The sequence below is a fragment of the Denitratisoma sp. genome, from assembly GCA_032027165.1.
In the GTDB taxonomy this organism is placed as follows: Bacteria; Pseudomonadota; Gammaproteobacteria; order Burkholderiales; family Rhodocyclaceae; genus Desulfobacillus.
Map to the genome: position 1 here is coordinate 3,112,744 of JAVSMO010000001.1, position 20,017 is coordinate 3,132,760.

Annotated in this window: 18 protein-coding genes and 1 riboswitch; of the genes, 11 read left to right on the forward strand and 7 right to left on the reverse strand. The window is 68.7% G+C overall.

Annotated features, from left to right (window positions below):
- Positions 1–62: 62 nt before the first annotated feature.
- The 3 genes from ROZ00_15225 to ROZ00_15235 are packed head-to-tail and all read right to left on the reverse strand — an operon-like array spanning position 63 to position 4,578.
- Positions 63–2,225, reverse strand: coding sequence for a 3-hydroxyacyl-CoA dehydrogenase NAD-binding domain-containing protein (locus tag ROZ00_15225; GenBank protein ID MDT3737579.1), 2,163 nt, complete (start codon positions 2,223–2,225; stop codon positions 63–65).
- A gap of 5 nt (positions 2,226–2,230) precedes the next feature.
- Positions 2,231–3,439, reverse strand: coding sequence for an acetyl-CoA C-acetyltransferase (locus tag ROZ00_15230; GenBank protein ID MDT3737580.1), 1,209 nt, complete (start codon positions 3,437–3,439; stop codon positions 2,231–2,233).
- A 2-nt stretch (positions 3,440–3,441) separates the two neighbouring features.
- Positions 3,442–4,578, reverse strand: a complete 1,137-nt coding sequence (locus ROZ00_15235; protein ID MDT3737581.1) for an acyl-CoA dehydrogenase family protein — start codon at positions 4,576–4,578, stop codon at positions 3,442–3,444.
- Positions 4,579–4,672: 94 nt separating this feature from the next.
- Between ROZ00_15235 and ROZ00_15240 the strand changes: the two genes are divergently transcribed.
- Genes ROZ00_15240 through ROZ00_15265 form a run of 6 tightly spaced genes read left to right on the forward strand, consistent with a single transcriptional unit; the run spans position 4,673 to position 9,730 of the window.
- Positions 4,673–6,322: an isovaleryl-CoA dehydrogenase gene (locus tag ROZ00_15240; protein MDT3737582.1), complete on the forward strand. Its 1,650-nt coding sequence runs from the start codon at positions 4,673–4,675 to the stop codon at positions 6,320–6,322.
- Between the two features lie 5 nt (positions 6,323–6,327).
- Positions 6,328–7,710, forward strand: a complete 1,383-nt coding sequence (locus ROZ00_15245) for an acyclic terpene utilization AtuA family protein (protein MDT3737583.1) — start codon at positions 6,328–6,330, stop codon at positions 7,708–7,710.
- Complete coding sequence (locus tag ROZ00_15250) at positions 7,707–8,018, forward strand: hypothetical protein (protein MDT3737584.1); 312 nt, start codon at positions 7,707–7,709, stop codon at positions 8,016–8,018. Before ROZ00_15245 ends, ROZ00_15250 begins: the two co-directional genes overlap by 4 nt.
- Entirely contained in the window at positions 8,015–8,779 is a 765-nt protein-coding gene (locus tag ROZ00_15255) for a crotonase/enoyl-CoA hydratase family protein (GenBank protein ID MDT3737585.1), read from the forward strand. Before ROZ00_15250 ends, ROZ00_15255 begins: the two co-directional genes overlap by 4 nt.
- Positions 8,766–9,386: a TetR/AcrR family transcriptional regulator gene (locus ROZ00_15260; GenBank protein ID MDT3737586.1), complete on the forward strand. Its 621-nt coding sequence runs from the start codon at positions 8,766–8,768 to the stop codon at positions 9,384–9,386. Before ROZ00_15255 ends, ROZ00_15260 begins: the two co-directional genes overlap by 14 nt.
- Positions 9,386–9,730 carry a hypothetical protein gene (locus ROZ00_15265; protein ID MDT3737587.1) on the forward strand — a complete coding sequence of 115 codons (345 nt, stop codon included), beginning with the start codon at positions 9,386–9,388 and terminating at the stop codon, positions 9,728–9,730. Before ROZ00_15260 ends, ROZ00_15265 begins: the two co-directional genes overlap by 1 nt.
- Here the strand turns inward: ROZ00_15265 and ROZ00_15270 are convergent.
- The 3 genes from ROZ00_15270 to ROZ00_15280 are packed head-to-tail and all read right to left on the reverse strand — an operon-like array spanning position 9,727 to position 12,042.
- On the reverse strand, positions 9,727–10,656 hold the full coding sequence (locus ROZ00_15270; protein ID MDT3737588.1) for a nitronate monooxygenase: 930 nt from the start codon (positions 10,654–10,656) through the stop codon (positions 9,727–9,729). The genes ROZ00_15265 and ROZ00_15270 overlap by 4 nt on opposite strands.
- Before the next feature lie 31 nt (positions 10,657–10,687).
- Positions 10,688–10,822, reverse strand: a complete 135-nt coding sequence (locus tag ROZ00_15275) for a hypothetical protein (protein MDT3737589.1) — start codon at positions 10,820–10,822, stop codon at positions 10,688–10,690.
- On the reverse strand, positions 10,819–12,042 hold the full coding sequence (locus tag ROZ00_15280; GenBank protein ID MDT3737590.1) for an MFS transporter: 1,224 nt from the start codon (positions 12,040–12,042) through the stop codon (positions 10,819–10,821). The genes ROZ00_15275 and ROZ00_15280 overlap by 4 nt, the downstream gene beginning before the upstream one ends.
- Before the next feature lie 139 nt (positions 12,043–12,181).
- On the opposite strand from ROZ00_15280, the gene gabD reads away from it, so the two are divergent.
- A complete protein-coding gene (gene gabD, locus ROZ00_15285; protein MDT3737591.1) occupies positions 12,182–13,645 on the forward strand; it encodes an NADP-dependent succinate-semialdehyde dehydrogenase in 1,464 nt (487 codons plus the stop codon).
- Positions 13,642–14,769 (forward strand): zinc-dependent alcohol dehydrogenase family protein, encoded by a 1,128-nt coding sequence (locus tag ROZ00_15290; GenBank protein MDT3737592.1) that lies wholly within the window; start codon positions 13,642–13,644, stop codon positions 14,767–14,769. Before gabD ends, ROZ00_15290 begins: the two co-directional genes overlap by 4 nt.
- Here the strand turns inward: ROZ00_15290 and thiC are convergent.
- On the reverse strand, positions 14,766–16,637 hold the full coding sequence (gene thiC, locus ROZ00_15295; protein MDT3737593.1) for a phosphomethylpyrimidine synthase ThiC: 1,872 nt from the start codon (positions 16,635–16,637) through the stop codon (positions 14,766–14,768). The two genes, ROZ00_15290 and thiC, sit on opposite strands and share 4 nt — an antisense overlap.
- 27 nt (positions 16,638–16,664) lie before the next feature.
- Positions 16,665–16,762, reverse strand: a riboswitch (TPP riboswitch).
- Positions 16,763–16,842: 80 nt separating this feature from the next.
- Between thiC and ROZ00_15300 the strand changes: the two genes are divergently transcribed.
- The 3 genes from ROZ00_15300 (at position 16,843) to ROZ00_15310 (ending at position 20,007) form a co-directional block, all read left to right on the forward strand.
- Positions 16,843–17,388 carry a LemA family protein gene (locus ROZ00_15300; GenBank protein MDT3737594.1) on the forward strand — a complete coding sequence of 182 codons (546 nt, stop codon included), beginning with the start codon at positions 16,843–16,845 and terminating at the stop codon, positions 17,386–17,388.
- Complete coding sequence (locus ROZ00_15305) at positions 17,385–19,307, forward strand: DUF2207 domain-containing protein (GenBank protein ID MDT3737595.1); 1,923 nt, start codon at positions 17,385–17,387, stop codon at positions 19,305–19,307. Before ROZ00_15300 ends, ROZ00_15305 begins: the two co-directional genes overlap by 4 nt.
- Positions 19,308–19,374: 67 nt before the next feature.
- The gene (locus ROZ00_15310) at positions 19,375–20,007 is read left to right on the forward strand and encodes a TetR/AcrR family transcriptional regulator (GenBank protein MDT3737596.1); all 633 of its coding nucleotides are present in this window, start codon (positions 19,375–19,377) and stop codon (positions 20,005–20,007) included.
- Positions 20,008–20,017 lie beyond the last annotated feature (10 nt).

Genomic DNA, 20,017 nt, shown 5'->3' on the forward strand with positions numbered 1-20,017 from the left:
TGTTCAGGCCGTTCCGCAGTGCAAAACGGTCTTTCGCTAATTCGGTGTGCGGCGATTATGACTTAAATCAGGAAGAATTGTGAACCCTCTGCAATTTTTTTGCGCAGACTTTCGCTCGGGCGAAAACGCTCGCCGCATTGTTCCGCCAGGCGGTCGCAGGCGGCGACGAAATTGCCGATGCCCATGGTGTGGATCAGGCCGATCGGGCCGCCGCGGAAGGGCGGGTAGCCCCAGCCGAGAATGGCGCCGACGTCGGCGTCCTGCGGCGAGGTGAGCACGCCCTCGTCCAGGCAGCGCACCGTCTCGATCGACTGGATCAGCATCAGCCGTTCGATCACCTGTTCGAGTGAGGGCTGTCCCGTACGTGCCGGGAAATGCTCGGCGAGGCCGGCCCACAGGTGCTTCTTCGCGTCGGCCGGATATTCGTAGAAGCCATGGCCGCTCTTCTTGCCGAGGCGGCCGAGCTTGTCCACCATCAGCGCGGCGACCTGGTCGGCGGCGCGCGGAACGTATTTGTCGCCGAGATCCTTCTTCGTCTGGCTGGCGATCTTGTGCACCAGCTCGATGGAGACCTCGTCGGCCAGCGCCAGCGGCCCCACCGGCATGCCGGCGAGGCGGCCGGCGTTGTCGATCAGCGCCGGGGCGACGCCTTCCTGCAGCAGGGCCATGCCCTCGGAGAGATAGGTGCCGAAGACGCGGCTGGTGTAGAAGCCGCGCGCGTCGTTCACCACGATCGGCGTCTTGCCGATGGCGCGCACGAAGTCCATCGAACGCGCCAGCGTCGCCGGCGAGGTCTTTTGTCCGACGATGATCTCGACCAGCGGCATCTTCTCGGCCGGCGAGAAGAAGTGCAGGCCGATGAAGTTGGCGGGGCGCGCGCTCGCCTCGGCCAGCCCGGTGATGGGCAGGGTCGAGGTGTTGGAGGCGAAGATGGCGTCGGCGGCAATCGCCGCCTCGGTCTTCTTCGTCACGTCGGCCTTCAGGGCGCGGTCCTCGAACACCGCCTCGACCACCAGCTCGCAGCCGGCGAGATCACGGTAGTCGGCGGTGGGATGGATGCGCGCCAGCACGGCCGCGGCGCCGTCCTGCGAGAGCTGACTTTTGGCGACGCGCTTCTCCAGCAGTTTCGCGGAGTAGGCCTTGCCCTTCTCGGCGTTTTCCTGCGTGCTGTCGAGCAGCACCACCTCGAGGCCGGCCGTCGCCGCGGCGTGGGCGATGCCGGCACCCATCATGCCGGCGCCGAGCATGCCGATCTTCGCGAACTTCTGCGCCGGCACGTCCTTCGGCCGGCGCGTCAGCTTGTTGGCGTCCTGCATGGCGAAGAACAGGCTGCGGATCATGTTCTTCGCCACCGGGCCGGTCACCAGGTTCACGAAGTAGCGCGTCTCGATGGCCAGCCCGGTGTCGATGTCGGTCTGCATGCCCTCGAAGACGCAGGAGAGGATGTGCTTGGGCGCCGGATAGTTGTCGTGGGTCTTCTCGCGCAGCATGGCGTTGCCGGCCATGAAGGTCTGCATGCCGGCGGGCGTCATGACGCCGCCGCCGGGAATCCTGAAACCCTTCTGGTCCCAGGGCTGCAGGGTCTTGCCCGGCTTGCCGTCGCGGCCGGGCACGGCGTTCTTCGCCGCCTGCTCCAGCAGCCAGGCGCGCGCGGCCTCGCGCTCCTTTCCGGCGGGAACGACGGCGTGGATCAGGCCCTGCTTCTGCGCATCGGCGGCCTTGATGCGCTTGCCCTCGGTGAGCAGCAGCAACGCCGGCTGGATGCCCATCAGGCGCGGCGCGCGCTGCGTGCCGCCGGCGCCGGGCAGCAGGCCCAGCGTGACTTCGGGGAAGCCGAAGCGCGCCTTCGGGTTGTCGGCGGCGACGCGGTAGTGGCAGGCCAGCGCAAGCTCCAGTCCGCCGCCGAGGGTGGTGCCGTTCAGCGCCGCCGCCACCGGCTTGCCGCTGGTCTCGAGCGTGCGGAACAGCTTGTGCCACTGCTTCAGGTTATCGCTCATGGCCTGCGCGTCGCCGGCCTTGAGCAGCATCTCGAGGTCGCCGCCGGCGATGAAGTCGGCCTTGGCCGAGGCGACGAGGAGGCCCTTCACGGCGGGGTCGGCGTGCGCCTTCTGCACGCACGCGGCGAAGGCCGCCATGGTCTGTTCGTTGAGGACGTTCTGCGAGCGGCCCGGCAGGTCCCACTCGAGGGTGGCGATGCCATCGGCGTCGACGTTGTAGTTGATCATCTTGCTTACACCCTTTCGATAATCGTCGCGGTGCCCATGCCGGCGCCGACGCACAGCGTGGCGAGGCCGGTGGACAGGTTGCGCCGCTCGAGCTCGTCGAGCAGCGTGCCGAGGATCATGGCGCCGGTGGCGCCGAGCGGATGGCCCATGGCGATCGAGCCGCCGTTCACGTTCATCCGGTCGTGCGGGATGTCGAGCAGGCGCATGTAGTGCACCACCACAGCGGCGAAGGCCTCGTTGAGTTCATAGAGGTCGATGTCCTTCACCGACATGCCGGCGCGCTTCAAGGCTTTCTCCGTGGCGGGCGCCGGGCCGGTCAGCATGATGGAGGGCTCCGAGCCGATGGAGGCGAAGGCGCGGATGCGGGCGCGCGGCTTGAGGCCGAGCTTCTCGCCCATCGCCTTGCTGCCGATCAGCACGGCGGCGGCGCCGTCGACGATGCCGGAGCTGTTGCCGGCGTGGTGCACGTGCTCGATGCGCTCGAGTTCGGGGTAGCGCTGCAGGATCACGGAATCGAAACCGTACTGCTCGCCCTGTTCGGCGAAGGCCGGCTTGAGCGTGGCCAGCGATTCCAGCGTCGTCTCCGGGCGCATGTACTCGTCGCGGTCGAGGATGGTCAGGCCGTTCACGTCCTTCACCGGCACGATGGACTTTTTGAAGCGGCCCTCGTCCCAGGCCTGCTTGGCGCGGCGTTGCGACTCGGCGGCGTAGGCGTCGAGCTCGCGGCGCGAGTAGCCCCACTTGGTGGCGATGGTGTCGGCCGAGATGCCCTGCGGCACGAAATAGGTCTTCGCCGCCACCTGCGGGTCGGTCGGCCAGGCGCCGCCCGAGGAGAACATCGGCACGCGCGACATCGACTCGACGCCGCCGCCGACGACGAGGTCGGACTGGCCGGACATGACCTGCGCCGCCGCCTGGTTGCAGGCCTCCAGGCCGGAGGCGCAGAAGCGGCTGACGGTGACGCCGGAGGCGGTCAGGGCGTAGTCGGCATAGAGCGCGGCGACGCGGGCGATGTCGGCGCCCTGTTCGGCGACCGGCTCGACGCAGCCGAGGACGACGTCGTCCACCAGCGAAGTGTCGAGGGCGTTGCGGTCGCGCACCGCGCGCAGCGCCGTGGCGGCCAGCTCGATCGGCGTGACGCCGTGCAGCGCGCCGTCCTTGCGGCCCTTGCCGCGCGGCGTGCGCACGGCGTCGTAGATGTAGGCTTCGGCCATGGTTACAGGGTCCTCGAGATGATTTCTTTCATGATTTCGTTGGTGCCGCCGTAGATGCGCTGCACGCGGGCGTCGGCGTAGGCGCGCGCGATCGGGTATTCCCACATGTAGCCGTAGCCGCCGTGCAGCTGCAGGCAGGCGTCGATCACCTTGCACTGCAGGTCGGTGGTCCAGTATTTGGCCATCGAGGCGTCGACGGCGTCGAGCTTGTCCTGCAGGAGCAGCTCCATGCAGCGGTCGACGAAGACGCGGGCGATCTGCACCTCGGTCTTCAGCTCGGCCAGGGTGAAGCGGGTGTGCTGGAAGTCCATCACCTCCTTGCCGAAGGCCTTGCGCTCGTGGCAGTAGGCGACGGTCCACGCCAGCGCCGCCTCGGCCGCCGAAACCGCGCCGAGGGCGATCTGCATGCGCTCCCAGGGCAGCTCCTGCATCAGGTACACGAAGCCGGCGCCCTCGTCGCCGAGGAGATTCGAGGCCGGCACCTTGACGTTGTCGAAGAACAGCTCGGCCGTGTCCTGCGCCTTCATGCCGATCTTCTTCAGGCGCTTGCCCTTGGAGAAGCCGGGCATCGAGGTATCGACGACGAACAGGCTGATGCCCTTGTAGCCCTTGCTTGCGTCGGTCTTGGCGACGACGATGACGAGGTCGGCGTGCCAGCCGTTGGTGATGAAGGTCTTCGAGCCGTTCAGCAGCCAGTGGTCGCCGCTCTTCACCGCCGTGGTCTTGATGCCCTGCAGGTCGCTGCCGGCGGCCGGCTCGGTCATGGCGATGGCGCCGATCATCTCGCCGGTCGCCATCTTCGGCAGGTAGGTCTGCTTGATGTGCTCGTTGCCGTAGTGCAGCAGGTAGGGAGCGACGATCTCCGAGTGCAGGCTGAAGCCGAGGCCGGAGTCGCCGATGCGGTACTGCTCCTCGATCAGCACCGAGCTGTAGAGCTTGTCGGCGCCGGCGCCGCCGTACTGCTCGGGCATGGAGGGGCAGAGGAAGCCGGCTTCGCCGGCCTTCAGCCACACCTCGCGGTCGACGTAGCCCTGTTCCTCCCAGCGCTCGCGGTGCGGCTGCACCTGGGTTTCCATGAAGCGCCGCGCGGCGTCGCGGAACAGCGCGTGTTCCTCCGTGAACAAGGTTCGCTCGATCATAGCCCTCTCCGATTGCAATGGACGGGCAAGGGTAGTAAAGTGCAAAAACTCTGTCAAGCAAGCAATTGCTTTGTGCCATTCCGGAGGCCTTTATATGGACGCCAAACACCCGCCGCTGATGGCGACGCACGAGGTCATCAACCAGGCCCATGCGCTGGAGAACTACAACGCCTACACCCGCAACCTGCCCCTGCAGGAAGCCGCCGCGCGCGAGGGCGCCGGCTGGGCGCACGACTGGCTGACGGCGCGCGGCGCCGAGGTCGGCAGCGCCGAGTGGATCGAGCACGGCCGCCTCGCGAACGTCAATACGCCGCAACTCAAGCTGTTCGACCGCTACGGCAACCGTCGCGACGAGGTGGAGTTCCATCCGTCCTGGCACGAGTGCCTGTCCTGGCTGAAGCGCAATGGCTGCGACACCGGGCCATGGGCCGAGCCGAAGCCGGGCGCCCACGTCGCCCGCGCCGCCGCCTACGTCATGTTCGCCGAGATCGAGGACGGCTCGCTCTGCCCGACCACCATGACCTACGGCGCCGTGCCGGTGCTGAAGCAGGTGCCGGAGATCGCCCGCGACTGGATGCCGCTGCTGCTCTCGCGCGAGTACGACAGGCGCTTCATCCCCGCCGCGCAGAAGAAGGGCGTGCTGATCGGCATGGGCCTCACCGAGAAGCAGGGCGGCTCCGACGTGCGCGCGAATACGACCCGCGCCGAACCCCTCGGCGACGGCACCTGGCGCATCGTCGGCCACAAGTGGTTCCTGTCGGCGCCGATGTGCGACGCCTTCCTCGTCACGGCACAGTCGCCGAAGGGCCTGTCGTGCTTCTTCGTGCCGCGCTGGACGCCGGACGGGCGGCTGAACGAGATCCGCATCCAGCGCTTCAAGGACAAGATGGGCGACCGCTCCAACGCCGGCACCGAGGCCGAGTTCTGGGGCTCGACGGGCTGGCTGGTCGGCGAAGAGGGGCGCGGCATCCCCACCGTGCTGGAGATGGGCGTATACACCCGCCTCGACTGCGCCATCGGCAGCACGGGCATCATGCGCGCCGCGCTCTCCCAGGCCATGCACCACACTTCGCTGCGCGCCGCCTTCGGCAAGCTGCTGCGCAACCAGCCGCTGATGCAGAACGTGCTGGCCGACATGGCGCTCGAGGTCGAGGCCGCCACCGCGCTGTCGCTGCGCCTGGCGCGCGCCTTCGACGCCCAGGAGGACGAAGCCGAGACCCAGTTGCGGCGCATCCTCACGCCGCTGGCCAAGTACTGGATCTGCAAGCGCTGCCCGACGCTGGTCGCCGAGGCGATGGAGGTGCACGGCGGCAACGGCTTCGTCGAGGAGGGGCCGATGCCGCGCCTGTTCCGGCAGAGCCCCTTGAACTCCATCTGGGAAGGCTCCGGCAACGTCATGTGCCTCGACGTGCTGCGCGCCATGGCGAAGCATCCGCGCAGCGTCGAATTCCTCATGGCCGAGATCGAGCCGGCCTTCGGCAGGAGCGCGGTGTTCGACCGCTGGGTGTCCTGGCTGAAGGACGAACTGCAGGATGCCGACGCCATGGAGAATCGCGCCCGCCGCCTCGTGCAGGACATGGCGCTGGCGCTGCAGGGCGCGCTGCTGCTGCGCTTCGCGCCGGACTACGTGGCGCAGGCCTTCTGCGCGACGCGGCTGGCCGGCGACTGGGGCTACGCCTTCGGCACCCTGCCGAAGAACAGCAACTTCGAATCCATCCTCGAGCGCGCCTGGCCGGCGCAGTAAGCCCGATGAAGACCGTCCGCGTCGGCGCCGGCCTCGGTTTCTACGGCGATTCGTGGAAGCCGGTCGCCGCCAGCATCGCGCGTGGCGGGGTGCAGTACATCGGCTCGGACCACCTCGCCGAGCTGACCCTGGCGATCCTGCAGAAGGACCGCATGAAGGACCCGGCGGCGGGCTACACGCGCGACCTCGTGCCGATGCTGACCACGCTGTGGCCGCTGGCGCAGCCGCGCGGCGTGAAGTTCCTGCTGAATGCCGGCGGCCTCAACCCCGAGGGCGCACGCGAAACGCTGGTGGCGGAATTCGCCAAGCGCGGCTGGAAGGCGAAGATCGCCACCGTCACCGGCGATGCCGTGCTCGACCGCATCGACGCGCTGCGCGCGGCCGGCGAGCCGCTCGACCACCTCGACACCGGTGCCGCGATCGACACGGTGCGCGCGCGCCTGCTCTTCGCCAACGCCTACCTCGGCGCCCAGCCGCTGGTGCGCGCGCTGAAAGCCGGTGCCGACATCGTGCTGACCGGCCGCGTCGCCGACGCCGCGCTGTTCCTGGCGCCGCTGGTCCACGAGTTCGACTGGGCCATGGACGACTGGGACCGCCTCGCCCAGGGCCTCACCGTCGGCCACCTGCTCGAATGCTCTGGCCAGGGCAGCGGCGGCAACTTCAATTCGTATCTGGAAAACGGCTGGGAGTTGGTGCCCGACCTCGGCCACATCGGCTACCCGATCGCGGAAGTCAGCGCCGACGGCACGGCGATCATCACCAAGGCGCCGGGCACCGGCGGCCGCGTCGACTTCGACACCGTGCGCCAGCAGCTGCTCTATGAAGTGCACAACCCGCACGCCTACTTCTCGCCCGACGTCGTGCTCGACATGGGCACGCTGAAGCTCGAGGACCTTGGCGGCGACCGCGTGAAAGTGAGCGGTGCCACCGGGCGGCCGCGCCCGGAGAAACTGAAGATCGTCGCCGGTTTTGATGACGGCTGGGCCGGCACCGCCACCATCGGCTACTCCTGGCCCGGCGCCATGAAGAAGGCGCGCGCCACCGAGGCCATCGTCCGGCAGCAACTCGCCGAGCTGAAACTGCAGTACGACGAGATCCACACCGAGTTCCTCGGCTACGACTCGCTGCTCGGCGCGCTCGCCGACGATTCGCGCATCGAGGAACTCAACGAGGTGTACCTGAAGATGTCGGTGCGCGCGAAGGACCGGCGCCTGGCCGAGGCCTTCCCGCGCCAGTTTCCCTGGCTGGCCTTGTCCGGCCCGCCGACGGCGAGCGGCTTCTCCGGCATCGAGCCGGCACGGCAGCTGCTCGGCCTGTGGCCGACGCTGGTGCGGCGCGATCTCGTCGAGCCCGAGATAAAAGTCAGTCTGCAGGAGACGGCGGCATGAAGCGGCGATTGGTGGACATCGCCCACGCCCGCAGCGGCGACAAGGGCGACCGCTGCGACCTCGGCCTCTTCGCGCCCGACGCGGCGACCTACGCCTTGCTCAAGCGCGAGGTCACGCCGGAGCGCCTCGCGCGCCACTTCGCCGGCATGGCCTCGGGGCCGGTCGAGCTGTATCCGCTCGACAATCTGCTGGCGCTGAAGATCGTGCTCAACGGCGCGCTCTCCGGCGGCGCGGCGCGTTCCCTGCGCAGCGACAATCTGGGAAAATGCGCCGCCGCCGCATTGCTGCGCATGGAGATCGACACTTGAACGTCCGCATCGAAAAGAAGGGCCGCGTCACCACGGTCATCCTCGACCGCCCGGAGAAGCGCAACGCCGTCGACCGGCCGACGGCCACGGCGCTGGCGGCGGCCTTCCGTGCCTTCGAGGCCGATGCGGAATCGGACGTCGCCGTGCTGTGGGGCGCCGGCGGGCACTTCTGCGCCGGCGCCGACCTGAAGGGCTTTGCCGGCGAGGCGACACGCAATGCGCTTTCGCCGGAGGGCGACGGGCCGATGGGACCGACGCGCATGCTGCTCACCAAGCCGGTGATCGCCGCCGTTTCTGGCTACTGCGTCGCCGGCGGGCTGGAGCTGGCCTGCTGGTGCGACCTGCGCGTGGCGGAGGAGAGCGCGACCTTCGGCGTCTTCTGCCGCCGCTTCGGCGTGCCGCTCATCGACGGCGGCACCGTGCGGCTGCCGCGGCTGATCGGCCAGTCGCGCGCGCTCGACCTGATCCTCACCGGCCGGCCGGTCGGCGCCGCGGAGGCGCTGGCGATGGGGCTGGCCAACCGCGTCGTCGCCGACGGCACGGCGCGCGCGGCGGCCGAGGCGCTGGCGGCGGAATTGGCGAAACATCCGCAGAGCTGCCTGCGCCACGACCGGCTGTCGAGCCTCGAGCAATGGGGCCTGCCGCCATCGCAGGCGATGGCGAACGAATTCACGCACGGACTGAAAACGCTGGAAAGCGGCGAGTGGCTGCAAGGCGCCGCCCGCTTCGGAAAAGGGGAAGGAAAGCATGGCGCGTTCTGAGAAAAAACCGGCCGCGCGCAAGGCCGCGGCCGCCGACGAGGGCAACCGCCGCGCGGAGCTGATCCGCGCGGCGGGCCGGCTGTTCGTCGACAAGGGTTTCGATGCCACCACCATCCGCGACATCGCCGACGCCGTCGGCATGCGCTCGGGCAGCCCCTTCTACCACTTCAAGAGCAAGCAGGACATGCTCAAGGCGGTGATGATCGAGGGCCTGACGGCGGCGCTCGAGGCGCAGCAGGCGGCGGTGGCCGGACTGAAGGACCCGGAGGCGAAGTTCCGCGCCCTGGTGCAGAGCCACCTGCGCATCATCCTCGAGGACCACACCGAGTTCCCGGTGCTGCTCTACGAGTGGCGTGCCCTGTCGGACGAATCTCGCGCCGAGGTGATCGCCGTCAAGGACCGCTACGAGGCGGTGTGGCAACCTGTGCTGCGCGAGCTGAAGAAGGCCGGCCGCATTGCCGACGACGGCAAGGTGGCGCGCCTGCTGCTCTTCGGCGCGCTGAACTGGGTGGTGCAGTGGTACCGGCCCGGCGGCGGCTCCGGCATCGAGCAGATCGCCGAGCGCGCCATTGAACTGTTTCTTTGCGGTAAAACCGACAAACGCTGATGCTCTTCGCCGTTTCCCTGATGATTCCCCTGCTGGTGCTGGCCATCTGGGTGTTCTGGCGCCTGTCGCCGCCGCGGCCCGATCCGGCCTCCATGCGGGCGTACAACATTGCCGTCAGCGTGCTGGCCCTGCTGCTGGCCGGCGGCATCGCCTGGTACGTGCGGGGAAGCATGGCGGCATCGGCCGACCACGGCATGTGGCCGGTGGTGACGGCCTATTACGTGATGGCGGTGGTGCCGCTCTGGCTGGCCATCGCCGGCGGCATCCGCCGGCTGATCTTCGGCGCGCGCGAGCCGGCGAAGCCGCTGGAGATCTCGCAGGACCTCTCGAAGACCCGTTTCTAACCGAGCGCGGGACTCGCCGGCAGCGCGCAGGCGGCGCGGTATTCGGCCGCCAGCCGTGCCGCCAGTTCGGCGGTTGCCGGCACGTCGTGGATGGTCGCCACGCCGTGGCCGGCGCTCCAGGTGTCGCGCCAGGCCTTGGCGCCCGAGCCGAAATCCTCCTTGGCGTCGGTGCTCCCCAGCATCTCTTTCCTGTAGCCGGCCTTCTCCAGGCTCGGCCAGAGGAAGTTGGCGTGCGTGCCGGTGATGGCCGGCGTGTAGACGATGTCCTTCGCCGTGCAATCGAGGATCATCTGCTTGTAGTCGTCGGTGGCCATCGATTCCCGCGTGGCGATGAAGCGCGTGCCCAGGTAGGCGAAGTCGGCGCCCATCACTTCCGCCGCGCGCACCGAGGCGCCGTCGGAAATCGCCCCGCCCAGCACCAGCGCGCCGTCCCAGAATTCGCGGATTTCGCGCACCAGCGAGAAAGGACTCTGCGTGCCGGCATGGCCGCCTGCGCCGCCGGCGACGCAGACGATGCCGTCGACACCGGCGGCGATGGCCTTCTTCGCGTGATAGGCGTGGATGACGTCGCTGAACACCACGCCGCCGTAGCCGTGCACCGCCTTGACCACCTCGCCGGGGTGGCCGAGGCTGGTGATGACGAAGGGCACCTTGTGCTTCACCACCAGATCGAAGTCCTGCGCCAGCCGCGCGTTGGAGTGGTGCAGGATGAGGTTTACGCCATAGGGCGCGACCGGCGCCTGCGGATTCGCCGCCATCGCCGCGCCCAGCTCGGCGTTGATCTGCGTCAGCCACTCGTCGAGCACCTCGATCGGGCGCGCATTCAGCGTGGGGAAAGTGCCGGCGATGCCGGCCTTGCAGGCTTCGATGACGAGGTGCGGGCCGGAGACGAGGAACATCGGCGCGGCGATGACGGGCGCGGTCATGCGGCCGCGGAATAAAGTCGGAACGGGCATGTCAGTTGCAGAAGAGGATGCGGTTGGCGAAATCTACCACGGCTTCGGGCTGCAGGTAGGCGCGGAAGGCCCAGCCGGAGACGAAGGCGGCGATGGCGACCGCCGCAAGGATCAGAAGCAGGCGCGTCGCCTTCATCGGGCCGGCTGTGCAGAGAGGCGCGCCAGCGGCCGCTCGTCCACCGGCAGGTTGAGCAGCGCCGCCACCACGCCCAGCGCGATGCAGATCATCCAGACGATGTCGTAGGAGCCGGTCCTGTCGAACAGCAGGCCGCCCAGCCAGACGCCGAGGAAGCTGCCGATCTGGTGGCTGAAGAAGACGAAGCCGGACAGCATGGCGAGGTAGCGCACGCCGAAGACCTGCGCCACCAGGCCGTTGGTGAGCGGCACCGTGCCAAGCCAGAGGAAGCCCATCGCCGCCGCGAAGATGCCAACCGACCACGACGACAGCGGCGCGGCGAGGAAGGCGACGATGACCACGCTGCGCGCGAGATAGATCACCGCCAGCAGCTTCTTCTTCGACCAGCGGCCGCCCATCTGGCCGAAGCCGTAGGTGCCGAAGATATTGAACAGGCCGATCAGCGCCAGCGCCAGCATGCCGACGTTGGCCGGCAGCCCCTTGTCGAGGACGTAGGAGGGCAGGTGCGCGCCGATGAACACCACCTGGAAGCCGCAGACGAAGAAGCCCAGCGTCAGCAGCCAGAAACCGCGGTGCGAGAAGGCTTCGCGCAGCGCCTCCATGGTGGATTGCGCAACGGCATGGCCGGCCGGTTCCGGCCGCACTTCCCGGCTGCCGAAGGCGAGCGGAATCATCATGGCGCCGGCCACCGCCAGGCCGATCATCGCGCCGTACCAGCCGAGCGAGCCGATCATGCTCTGGCCGACCGGCACCAGCAGGAACTGGCCGAAGGAGCCGGCCGCGCCGACGATGGCCAGCGCCGAGGCGCGCTTCGCCGGATCGACCGCCCGGCCCACCGCGCCGTAGATGGTGGAGAAGGTGGTGCCGGACAGGCCCATGCCGACCAGGATGCCGGCCGAGAAGACGAAGAAGGCCGGGGTCGGCGAATGCGCCATCAGCGCCAGGCCCAGCGCGTAGAGCAGGCCGGAGCCGAACACCACGCGCCCGGCGCCGTAGCGGTCCGCCAGCCAGCCGGCGAAGGGCGCCGCCGCGCCCCACACCAGGTTCTGCACCGCGATGGCGAAGGAGAAGGCCTCGCGGCTCCAGCCGAGCGAGGTCGTCATCGGTTGCATGAAGAGGCCGAAGGTGTGGCGCAGGCCGAGGCCGAGCGAGACGACCAGGCTGCCGCAGATGATGAGCCGCAGGGCGTAGCGGCGGGAGTCGGAATCCGGGGATGTCACGGCATGCTTCGTTTAAATCTGGAATGCTGACTATACACGCATCTTTCCGCCTGAAAACCCCTGCGGCTGGCGCGCTTTTCCGCCGAGGCGTTAAACTGCGGCACCGGCCCCGATCGGGGCTCTGTTTTTTGAGACGACCATGAACCTGAACGACCAGCAGCTCCTGCAGAGCCTTGCCTACATCGACGGCGCCTGGTGCGGCGCGGAGGGCGGCGCCACCTTCCCCGTCACCGATCCCGCCAGCGGCGAACCGATCGCCGCCGTCCCCGACATGGGCGCCGCCGAGACGCGCCGCGCCATCGCCGCCGCCGACCGCGCCTGGCCCGGCTGGCGGAACAGGACCGCCAAGGAGCGCTCGGCGATCCTGCGCAAGTGGTACGAGCTGATGCTGGCCAACGCCGCCGACATCGCGCGCCTGATGACCTCCGAACAGGGCAAGCCCTATGCCGAGGCGATGGGCGAGGTGGTGTACGCGGCGAGCTTCGTCGAGTGGTTCGCCGAGGAGGCCAAGCGCGCCTACGGCGACACCATTCCCGCCACCCAGGCCGACAAGCGGCTCATCGTCGTCAAGCAGCCGATCGGCGTCTGTGCCGCCATCACGCCGTGGAACTTCCCGGCGGCGATGATCACGCGGAAAGTGGCCCCCGCCCTCGCCGCCGGCTGCACCGTGGTGGTGAAGCCGGCCGAGCAGACGCCGCTCACCGCGCTGGCGCTGGCCGAGCTCGCGCATCGCGCCGGCTTTCCGGCCGGCGTCTTCAACGTCGTCACCGGCAGCGCGGCGTCGGCGCCGAAGATCGGCGGCGAGCTGACCGGCAACCCGGTCGTGCGCAAGCTCTCCTTCACCGGCTCGACCGAAGTGGGCCGCCTGCTCATGGCGCAGTGCGCGCCGAGCGTCAAGAAAGTCTCGCTCGAGCTCGGCGGCAATGCGCCTTTCATCGTCTTCGACGATGCCGACCTCGACGCCGCGGTGGAAGGCGCGCTCGCCTCGAAGTACCGCAACACCGGCCAGACCTGCGTCTGCGCCAACCGCCTGCTGGTGCAGGACGGCATCTACGACGCCTTCGCCGTCAAGCTGGCGGTGCGCGCGAAGGAGCTGCGCGTCGGCAGCGGACTGGAAGAGGGCGTCGTGCAGGGCCCGCTCATCGACGAACAGGCGCTGGCCAAGGTCGAGGAGCACATCGCCGACGCGCTGGCCAAGGGCGCGAAAGTCCTCACCGGCGGCAGGCGCCATGCCCTGGGCGGCACCTTCTACGAGCCGACGGTGATCGCCGACGTCACGCCGGACATGAAGTGCGCCCGCGAGGAGACCTTCGGCCCGGTGGCGCCGCTGTTCAGGTTCAAGACCGAGGCCGAGGCGATCGCCATGGCCAACGACACCGAGTTCGGCCTGGCCGCCTACTTCTTCTCGCGCGACGTGGCGCGCTGCTTCCGCGTCGGCGAGGCGCTCGAGTACGGCATGGTCGGCGTGAACACCGGCATCATGTCGAACGAGGTGGCGCCCTTCGGCGGCGTCAAGCAGTCCGGCATCGGCCGCGAGGGCTCGAAGTACGGCATCGAGGAATATCTCGAAATCAAATATCTCTGCTTCGGAGGCATTGCATGAAGATCCGCGCCGCCATTCTCGACGAGATGGGCCGCCCCGGCCCCTATGCGCAGACGCGCCCCGTCGCCATCGAGACCATCGAGCTGGATTCCCCGGGGCCGGGCGAGGTGCTGGTGAAGATCACCGCCGCCGGCCTCTGCCACTCCGATCTCTCCATCATCAACGGCGACCGGCCGCGCGTCATGCCGATGGTGCTCGGCCACGAGGCGGCGGGCGTCGTCGAGGAATGCGGCCCCGGCGTCACCGACCTGAAGCGCGGCGACTCGGTCGCGCTGGTGTTCGTGCCGAGCTGCGGCCACTGCGTGCCCTGCATGGAGGGCCGTCCCGCCCTGTGCGAGCCGGGCGCGGCCGCCAATGGCGCCGGCACGCTGCTCGGCGGCGGGCGCCGCGTGCATCGCGCCGACGGTTCGTTGCTGAACCACCAGGTCGGCGTCTCCTGCTTCGCCGAGTACGCCGTGGTCTCGCGCGGCACGCTGGTGAAGGTCGATCCGGAGCTGCCGGCGGACGTCGCCGCGGTGTTCGGCTGCGCCGTGCTGACGGGCGTCGGCGCCGTCATCAATTCGGCGCGCATTCCCCTCGGCGCCACGGTGGCCATCGTCGGCCTCGGCGGCGTCGGCCTCGCCGCGCTGCTCGGCGCGCATGCCGCCGGCGCGCGCCAGATCGTCGCCATCGACCGGCTCGACGACAAGCTCGAGCGCGCCTATGCGCTCGGCGCGACGCACGTCTTCAACGCCGACGATCCGGATCTGGTGGCGCAGGTGAGGGCGGCGACGCACGGCGGCGTCGAGTACGCCATCGAGGCGGCGAGCTCGGTGGATGCGCTGGAGGTGGCCTACAGGATCACGCGGCGCGGCGGCACCACGGTGACCTGCAGCCTGCCGCATCCCGACCACCGCTTCAATTTGCAGGCGGTTAACCTGGTGGCGGAGGAGCGCACGCTGAAGGGCAGCTATCTGGGTTCCGCCGTGCCGGCGCGCGACATCCCGCACTACATCGCGCTCTACCACGCCGGCAAGCTGCCGGTGGACAAGCTGATCACCGCGCGGATTCCACTCGACGACATCAACGCCGGCTTCGACCGCCTCGCGGCGGGCGAGGCGGTGCGCCAGGTGATCGTCTTCTAAGCCTTGCGGTAGACCTCGGCGCCGGAGCCGACGAACTCCACCGCCTTCTGTTCCAGGCCCTTCTTCAGAGCCTCTTCCTCCGAGACGCCCTGCGCGGCGGCGAAGTCGCGCACGTCCTGGGTGATCTTCATCGAGCAGAAGTGCGGCCCGCACATCGAGCAGAAGTGCGCCAGCTTGGCGCCTTCCTGCGGCAGCGTCTCGTCGTGGAACTCGCGCGCCTTGTCCGGATCGAGGCCGAGGTTGAACTGGTCGTCCCAGCGGAACTCGAAGCGCGCCTTCGACAGCGCGTTGTCGCGGATCTGCGCGCCGGGATGGCCCTTGGCGAGGTCGGCGGCGTGGGCGGCGATCTTGTAGGCGATGATGCCGTCCTTGACGTCGTCCTTGTCGGGCAGGCCGAGGTGCTCCTTCGGCGTGACGTAGCAGAGCATGGCGGTGCCGAACCAGCCGATCATCGCCGCGCCGATGGCGCTGGTGATGTGGTCGTAGCCGGGSGCGATGTCGGTGACCAGCGGSCCGAGGGTGTAGAAGGGCGCCTCCTTGCAGTGCTTCAGCTGCAGGTCCATGTTCTCCTTGATGAGGTGCATSGGCACGTGGCCGGGGCCYTCGATGATGGTCTGCACCTCGTGCTTCCAGGCGATGTCGGTGAGCTCGCCCAGCGTCGCCAGCTCGCCMAGCTGCGCCKCGTCGTTGGCGTCGTGCACCGAGCCGGGSCGCAGGCCGTCGCCGAGGCTGAAGCTGACGTCGTAGGCCTTCATGATCTCGCAGATGTCCTCGAAGTGCGTGTAGAGGAAGTTCTCCYKGTGGTGCGCSAGGCACCACTTGGCGAGGATCGAGCCGCCGCGCGAGACGATGCCGGTCATGCGCTTCGCCGTCATCGGGATGTAGCGCAGCAGCACGCCGGCGTGGATGGTGAAGTAGTCGACGCCCTGCTCCGCCTGCTCGATCAGGGTGTCGCGGAAGATCTCCCAGGTCAGCTCCTCGGCCTTGCCGTTCACCTTTTCGAGCGCCTGGTAGATCGGCACGGTGCCGATCGGCACCGGCGAGTTGCGCACGATCCACTCGCGCGTCTCGTGGATGTTCTTGCCGGTGGACAAGTCCATCACCGTGTCGCCGCCCCAGCGGATGGCCCAGGTCATCTTCTCGACTTCCTCCTGGATGCTGGAGCCGAGCGCCGAGTTGCCGATGTTGGCGTTGATCTTGACGAGGAAGTTGCGGCCGATGATCATCGGCTCGGCTTCCGGGTGGTTGATGTTGGCCGGGATCACGGCGCGGCCGCGCGCCACCTCGTCGCGGACGAATTCCGGCGTGATGATTTTCGGGATGGACGCGCCGAAGGTCTCGCCGGGATGCTGGCGCAGCAGCAGTTCCGAGAGCCCCTCGCGCTTCTGGTTCTCGCGGATGGCGATGAACTCCATCTCCGGCGTGACGATGCCGCGGCGGGCGTAGTGCATCTGCGAGACATTCATGCCGGCTTTCGCGCGGCGCGGCTTGCGCTTGAGGTCGAAGCGCATCGCGGCGAGCGCCGGATCGGCCTCGCGGCTGCGGCCGTAGGCGGAGCTGAGCGCCGGCAGTTCCTCGCTGTCGCCGCGCTCCTCGATCCACTGCTGGCGCAGGGCGGGCAGGCCCTTGCGGATGTCGATCTTCGCCTGCGGGTCGGTGTAGGGCCCCGAACAGTCGTAGACGCAGATGGACGGATTCTTCTCCGCACCCATCGCGGCCGGCGTGTCGGACTGGCTGATCTCGCGCATCGGCACGCGGATGTCGGGCCGGCTGCCCATGACGTAGATCTTGCGCGACTGCGGCAGCGGCTTGACGGCCGCCGCGTCCACATGGGCGGACGCGGCGACGAATTGCTCCTTGGCGTTCATGGTGTTTCCTTCCAGAGGGAATGCGGGAAGGAAGTCTTGCGGCTTCCCTACGACGGCATTACCCGTACAGGTTCAAAGGGTATGATCTCAGCCGGGCAATCCGTCCGGCACCCCCAGTAGCCGCAAACTACTGCAAAGCGGGGCAGGATGCAAGGCGCGGGCGCCTTGCGGCAGTTTGCCGGAACGCCCAGGCGAGGAGAGGTCCATGACGTTCGGCTGGATCCTGGCGGTACTGGCGGCGGCAATGCTGCTATGGGGCATCGTCCTCTACAACCGGCTGGTGGCGCGGCGCAACCACGCGCGGGAGGCCTGGAGCGGCATCGACGTGCAGCTCAAGCGCCGGCACGACCTGCTGCCCAAGCTGGTCGAGGCGGTGAAGGCCTACGCCGGCTACGAGCGCGAAGTCCTGCGCGAGAGCGTCGAGGCGCGCAGCGGGGCGCCCTCGCCGCAGCGCGCCGCCGCCGAGAACGCGCTCACCGGCCGCCTGCGCGAGCTGCTCGCCGTGGTCGAGGCCTATCCCGACCTCAAGGCCAGCCGCAGCTACCTCGACCTGCAGGCGCAGATCTCCGAGGCCGAGGAGCAGATCCAGTACGCCCGCCGCTACTACAACGGCACGGTGCGCGAGCTGAACATCCTGGTCGACTCCTTTCCCAGCAATATCGTCGCGCGGCTGTTCGGCTTCGCGCACATGGACTACTTCGAGATCGAGCTGGCGACCCAGCGCCTCAGCCCGGAGCTGCCTTTCAAATGATGCGGCTGCTCTTCCTCGCCGTCCTGTGGGGACTGACTTTTACTGCAGCGGCATCGGAGTTCGGCGGCGAGACCATCCGCGAGTTCGACGCGCGGATCGAGGTGCGGGCGGACGGCGCGCTGGAGGTCACCGAGACGATCCTGGTCTACGCCGAGGGCCGCCAGATCAAGCGCGGCATCTACCGCGACTTCCCGACGATCTACCGCGCCTGGCACGGCCGCGCCGTGGTGCCCTTCGAGGTGCGCTCGGTGAGGCGCAACGGCGTGGAGGAACCCTGGCACATGAAGGAGCAGTCAAACGGCGTCCGCCTCTACATCGGCCGCGCCGACCGCAACGTCCCGCACGGCCTGCACCGCTACGAGATCCGCTATCGCACCGACTGGCAGCTCGGCTTCTTCGCGGATCGCGACGAGCTGTACTGGAACGTCACCGGCAACGGCTGGTCGTTCATCATCGAGCGTGCCACGGCCGCGGTCGTCCTGCCCAAGGCGCTGCCCGAGTCCTCGCTGGCGCTGGAAGCCTACACCGGGCATGCCGGCGAAAAGGGGCGCGACTGGCGCTCTCGAGTAGACGCCGAGGGCCGGGCCCGGTTCATGACCACCGCGCCGCTGATGCCGAACCAGGGCCTGACCATCGTCGTCGGCTGGCCCAAGGGCCTCGTCGCCGAGCCGACGCGCGAGCAGCATCTGGCGCGCTGGACGCGCGACAACCCGGAGTGGCGCGCCGGCCTCGCCGGCCTCGTCCTGCTGCTCGCCTATTACCTCGTCGTCTGGCACCGCTACGGCCGCGATCCGGCCGGGAGCACCGTGATCCCGCGCTTTGCCCCGCCGAAGGACGTCTCCGCCGCCGATGCGCGCTTCCTCGAGCGGCGCGGCTACGACGACCGCGTGTTTACCGCCGCCGTGGTGGCGCTGGCGGTCAAGGGCCATCTGCGCCTCAGCGAGGACGACGACCGCGATTACACCCTGGAGCGGCCGCGCGACGCAGCCGCCGAGCCGCTCGCCAACGACGAGAAGGCGCTGCTGGACGCCCTCAGGCTCGCGCCGGGCGGCGCGCTGCCCCTTCGCAACGAGCACGCCGCGACCCTGCAGGCCGCGCACAAGGCGCTCAAGGACGCGCTGAAGAAGGAGCACCTCAAGCAGCATTTCGTCACCAACGGCGCGTACCTGATCCCGGGCCTGATCGCCAGCTTCGTTGTGCTCGTCGTCGCCACCTTCCAGTCGAGCCGCCCCGATGCGCTGGCGCTGTTCATGCTGTTCTGGCTCACCGGCTGGACCTTCGGCGTCTATATGATCGTGATGCAGGCGGCGAGCATCTGGCGCCAGTGCTTGTCGGGCAAGTGGCTGATGATCGTGCCGGCGCTGTTCATCACGGCCTTCTCGATCCCTTTCATCGGCGGGGAACTGGTCGGACTCTATGTCCTGTTCACCCAGGGCACGCCCGTGCTGGCCGTGCTGCTGCTCCTGCTGGTCGGGGTCAACTTCGTCTTCTATCGCCTGCTGCAGGCGCCGACGCTGGCCGGCCGCCGGCTGCTCGACGAAATCGCCGGCTTCCGCATGTATCTCGCCGTGGCGGAAAAGGACGAGCTGCGCGTGCGGCGCGGGCCGGACCGGACCCTCCAACTGTTCGAGAAATACCTGCCCTATGCGCTGGCCCTCGGCGTCGAGAATGCTTGGGCCGAGCAGTTCTCCGACATCCTGGCCAAGGCCAGGGCGGAGGGCGGCGCCGACGCTGTGCCGCGCTGGTACAGCGGTTCTTCATGGGATGCGCCGGGCAGCGGCTTCGCCGGCGCGCTGGCCGGCGGGCTTTCCGGCGCCATCGCATCCGCCTCGAATCCGCCGGGCAGCGGGTCAGGAGGCGGTGGTGGCGGCGGCTCGTCGGGCGGTGGTGGTGGCGGCGGCGGAGGAGGAGGCTGGTAAGCGGAGGGATTGACAGCAGGGGGCCGTGAATTTATATTACTGACCGGTCAGTTATATATAACGCCTGATGCCTGCTCCCAAGACCCGCTGGAAACGCCGCAAGGAAGCGCGTCCGCAGGAACTCACTGCCGCCGCCCTCGAACTCTTCGTCGAGAAGGGCTTTGCCGCCACGCGCCTGGAGGAAGTGGCGGCGCGGGCCGGCGTGTCGAAGGGCACGCTGTATCTTTACTTCGACAGCAAGGAGGCGTTGTTCAAGGCCGTCGTGCGCGAGGGCCTGGTGCCGCTGATCGAAGAAGGCGAGACGCTGGTCGCGCAGTCGAGCGCCCCTGCCGAGGAACTGTTCCGGGCGATCGTCGCGCGCTGGTGGGAGGCGGTCGGCGACAGCCCGATCGGCGGCATTCCAAAGCTGATCTTCGCCGAGGCGCGCAATTTCCCCGAGATCGCGCGCTTCTACGCCGAGGAGGTGATCGAGCGCGGCAAGCGCCTCATGGCGGCCGCCCTGAGCCGCGGCATCGAGAGCGGCGAATTCCGGCCCTTCGATCCCGAGATCATCGTGCATATCGTCTTCGCCCCGCTGATCCTGCGCCAGGTCTGGAAGCACTCGCTCGACTGCTGCGGCGTCACCAACGTGCCGATCGACGCCTACCTCCGGGAATACCTCGAACTGACGCTGCGCGGCCTGCGCAGCGATCCGGCCTGAACAACAAGGA

Excerpts from the sequence above, each read along its gene's own strand:
- ROZ00_15265 (MDT3737587.1), top strand. The coding sequence starts at position 9,386 with ATGCTCTTCGCCGTTTCCCTGATGATTCCCCTGCTGGTGCTGGCCATC.
- ROZ00_15275 (MDT3737589.1), bottom strand. The coding sequence starts at position 10,822 with ATGAAGGCGACGCGCCTGCTTCTGATCCTTGCGGCGGTCGCCATCGCC.
- ROZ00_15270 (MDT3737588.1), bottom strand. The coding sequence starts at position 10,656 with ATGACCGCGCCCGTCATCGCCGCGCCGATGTTCCTCGTCTCCGGCCCG.
- ROZ00_15245 (MDT3737583.1), top strand. The coding sequence starts at position 6,328 with ATGAAGACCGTCCGCGTCGGCGCCGGCCTCGGTTTCTACGGCGATTCG.
- ROZ00_15300 (MDT3737594.1), top strand. The coding sequence starts at position 16,843 with ATGACGTTCGGCTGGATCCTGGCGGTACTGGCGGCGGCAATGCTGCTA.
- gabD (MDT3737591.1), top strand. The coding sequence starts at position 12,182 with ATGAACCTGAACGACCAGCAGCTCCTGCAGAGCCTTGCCTACATCGAC.
- ROZ00_15230 (MDT3737580.1), bottom strand. The coding sequence starts at position 3,439 with ATGGCCGAAGCCTACATCTACGACGCCGTGCGCACGCCGCGCGGCAAG.
- ROZ00_15290 (MDT3737592.1), top strand. The coding sequence starts at position 13,642 with ATGAAGATCCGCGCCGCCATTCTCGACGAGATGGGCCGCCCCGGCCCC.
- ROZ00_15235 (MDT3737581.1), bottom strand. The coding sequence starts at position 4,578 with ATGATCGAGCGAACCTTGTTCACGGAGGAACACGCGCTGTTCCGCGAC.
- ROZ00_15240 (MDT3737582.1), top strand. The coding sequence starts at position 4,673 with ATGGACGCCAAACACCCGCCGCTGATGGCGACGCACGAGGTCATCAAC.
- ROZ00_15310 (MDT3737596.1), top strand. The coding sequence starts at position 19,375 with ATGCCTGCTCCCAAGACCCGCTGGAAACGCCGCAAGGAAGCGCGTCCG.
- ROZ00_15225 (MDT3737579.1), bottom strand. The coding sequence starts at position 2,225 with ATGATCAACTACAACGTCGACGCCGATGGCATCGCCACCCTCGAGTGG.
- ROZ00_15250 (MDT3737584.1), top strand. The coding sequence starts at position 7,707 with ATGAAGCGGCGATTGGTGGACATCGCCCACGCCCGCAGCGGCGACAAG.
- ROZ00_15305 (MDT3737595.1), top strand. The coding sequence starts at position 17,385 with ATGATGCGGCTGCTCTTCCTCGCCGTCCTGTGGGGACTGACTTTTACT.
- ROZ00_15260 (MDT3737586.1), top strand. The coding sequence starts at position 8,766 with ATGGCGCGTTCTGAGAAAAAACCGGCCGCGCGCAAGGCCGCGGCCGCC.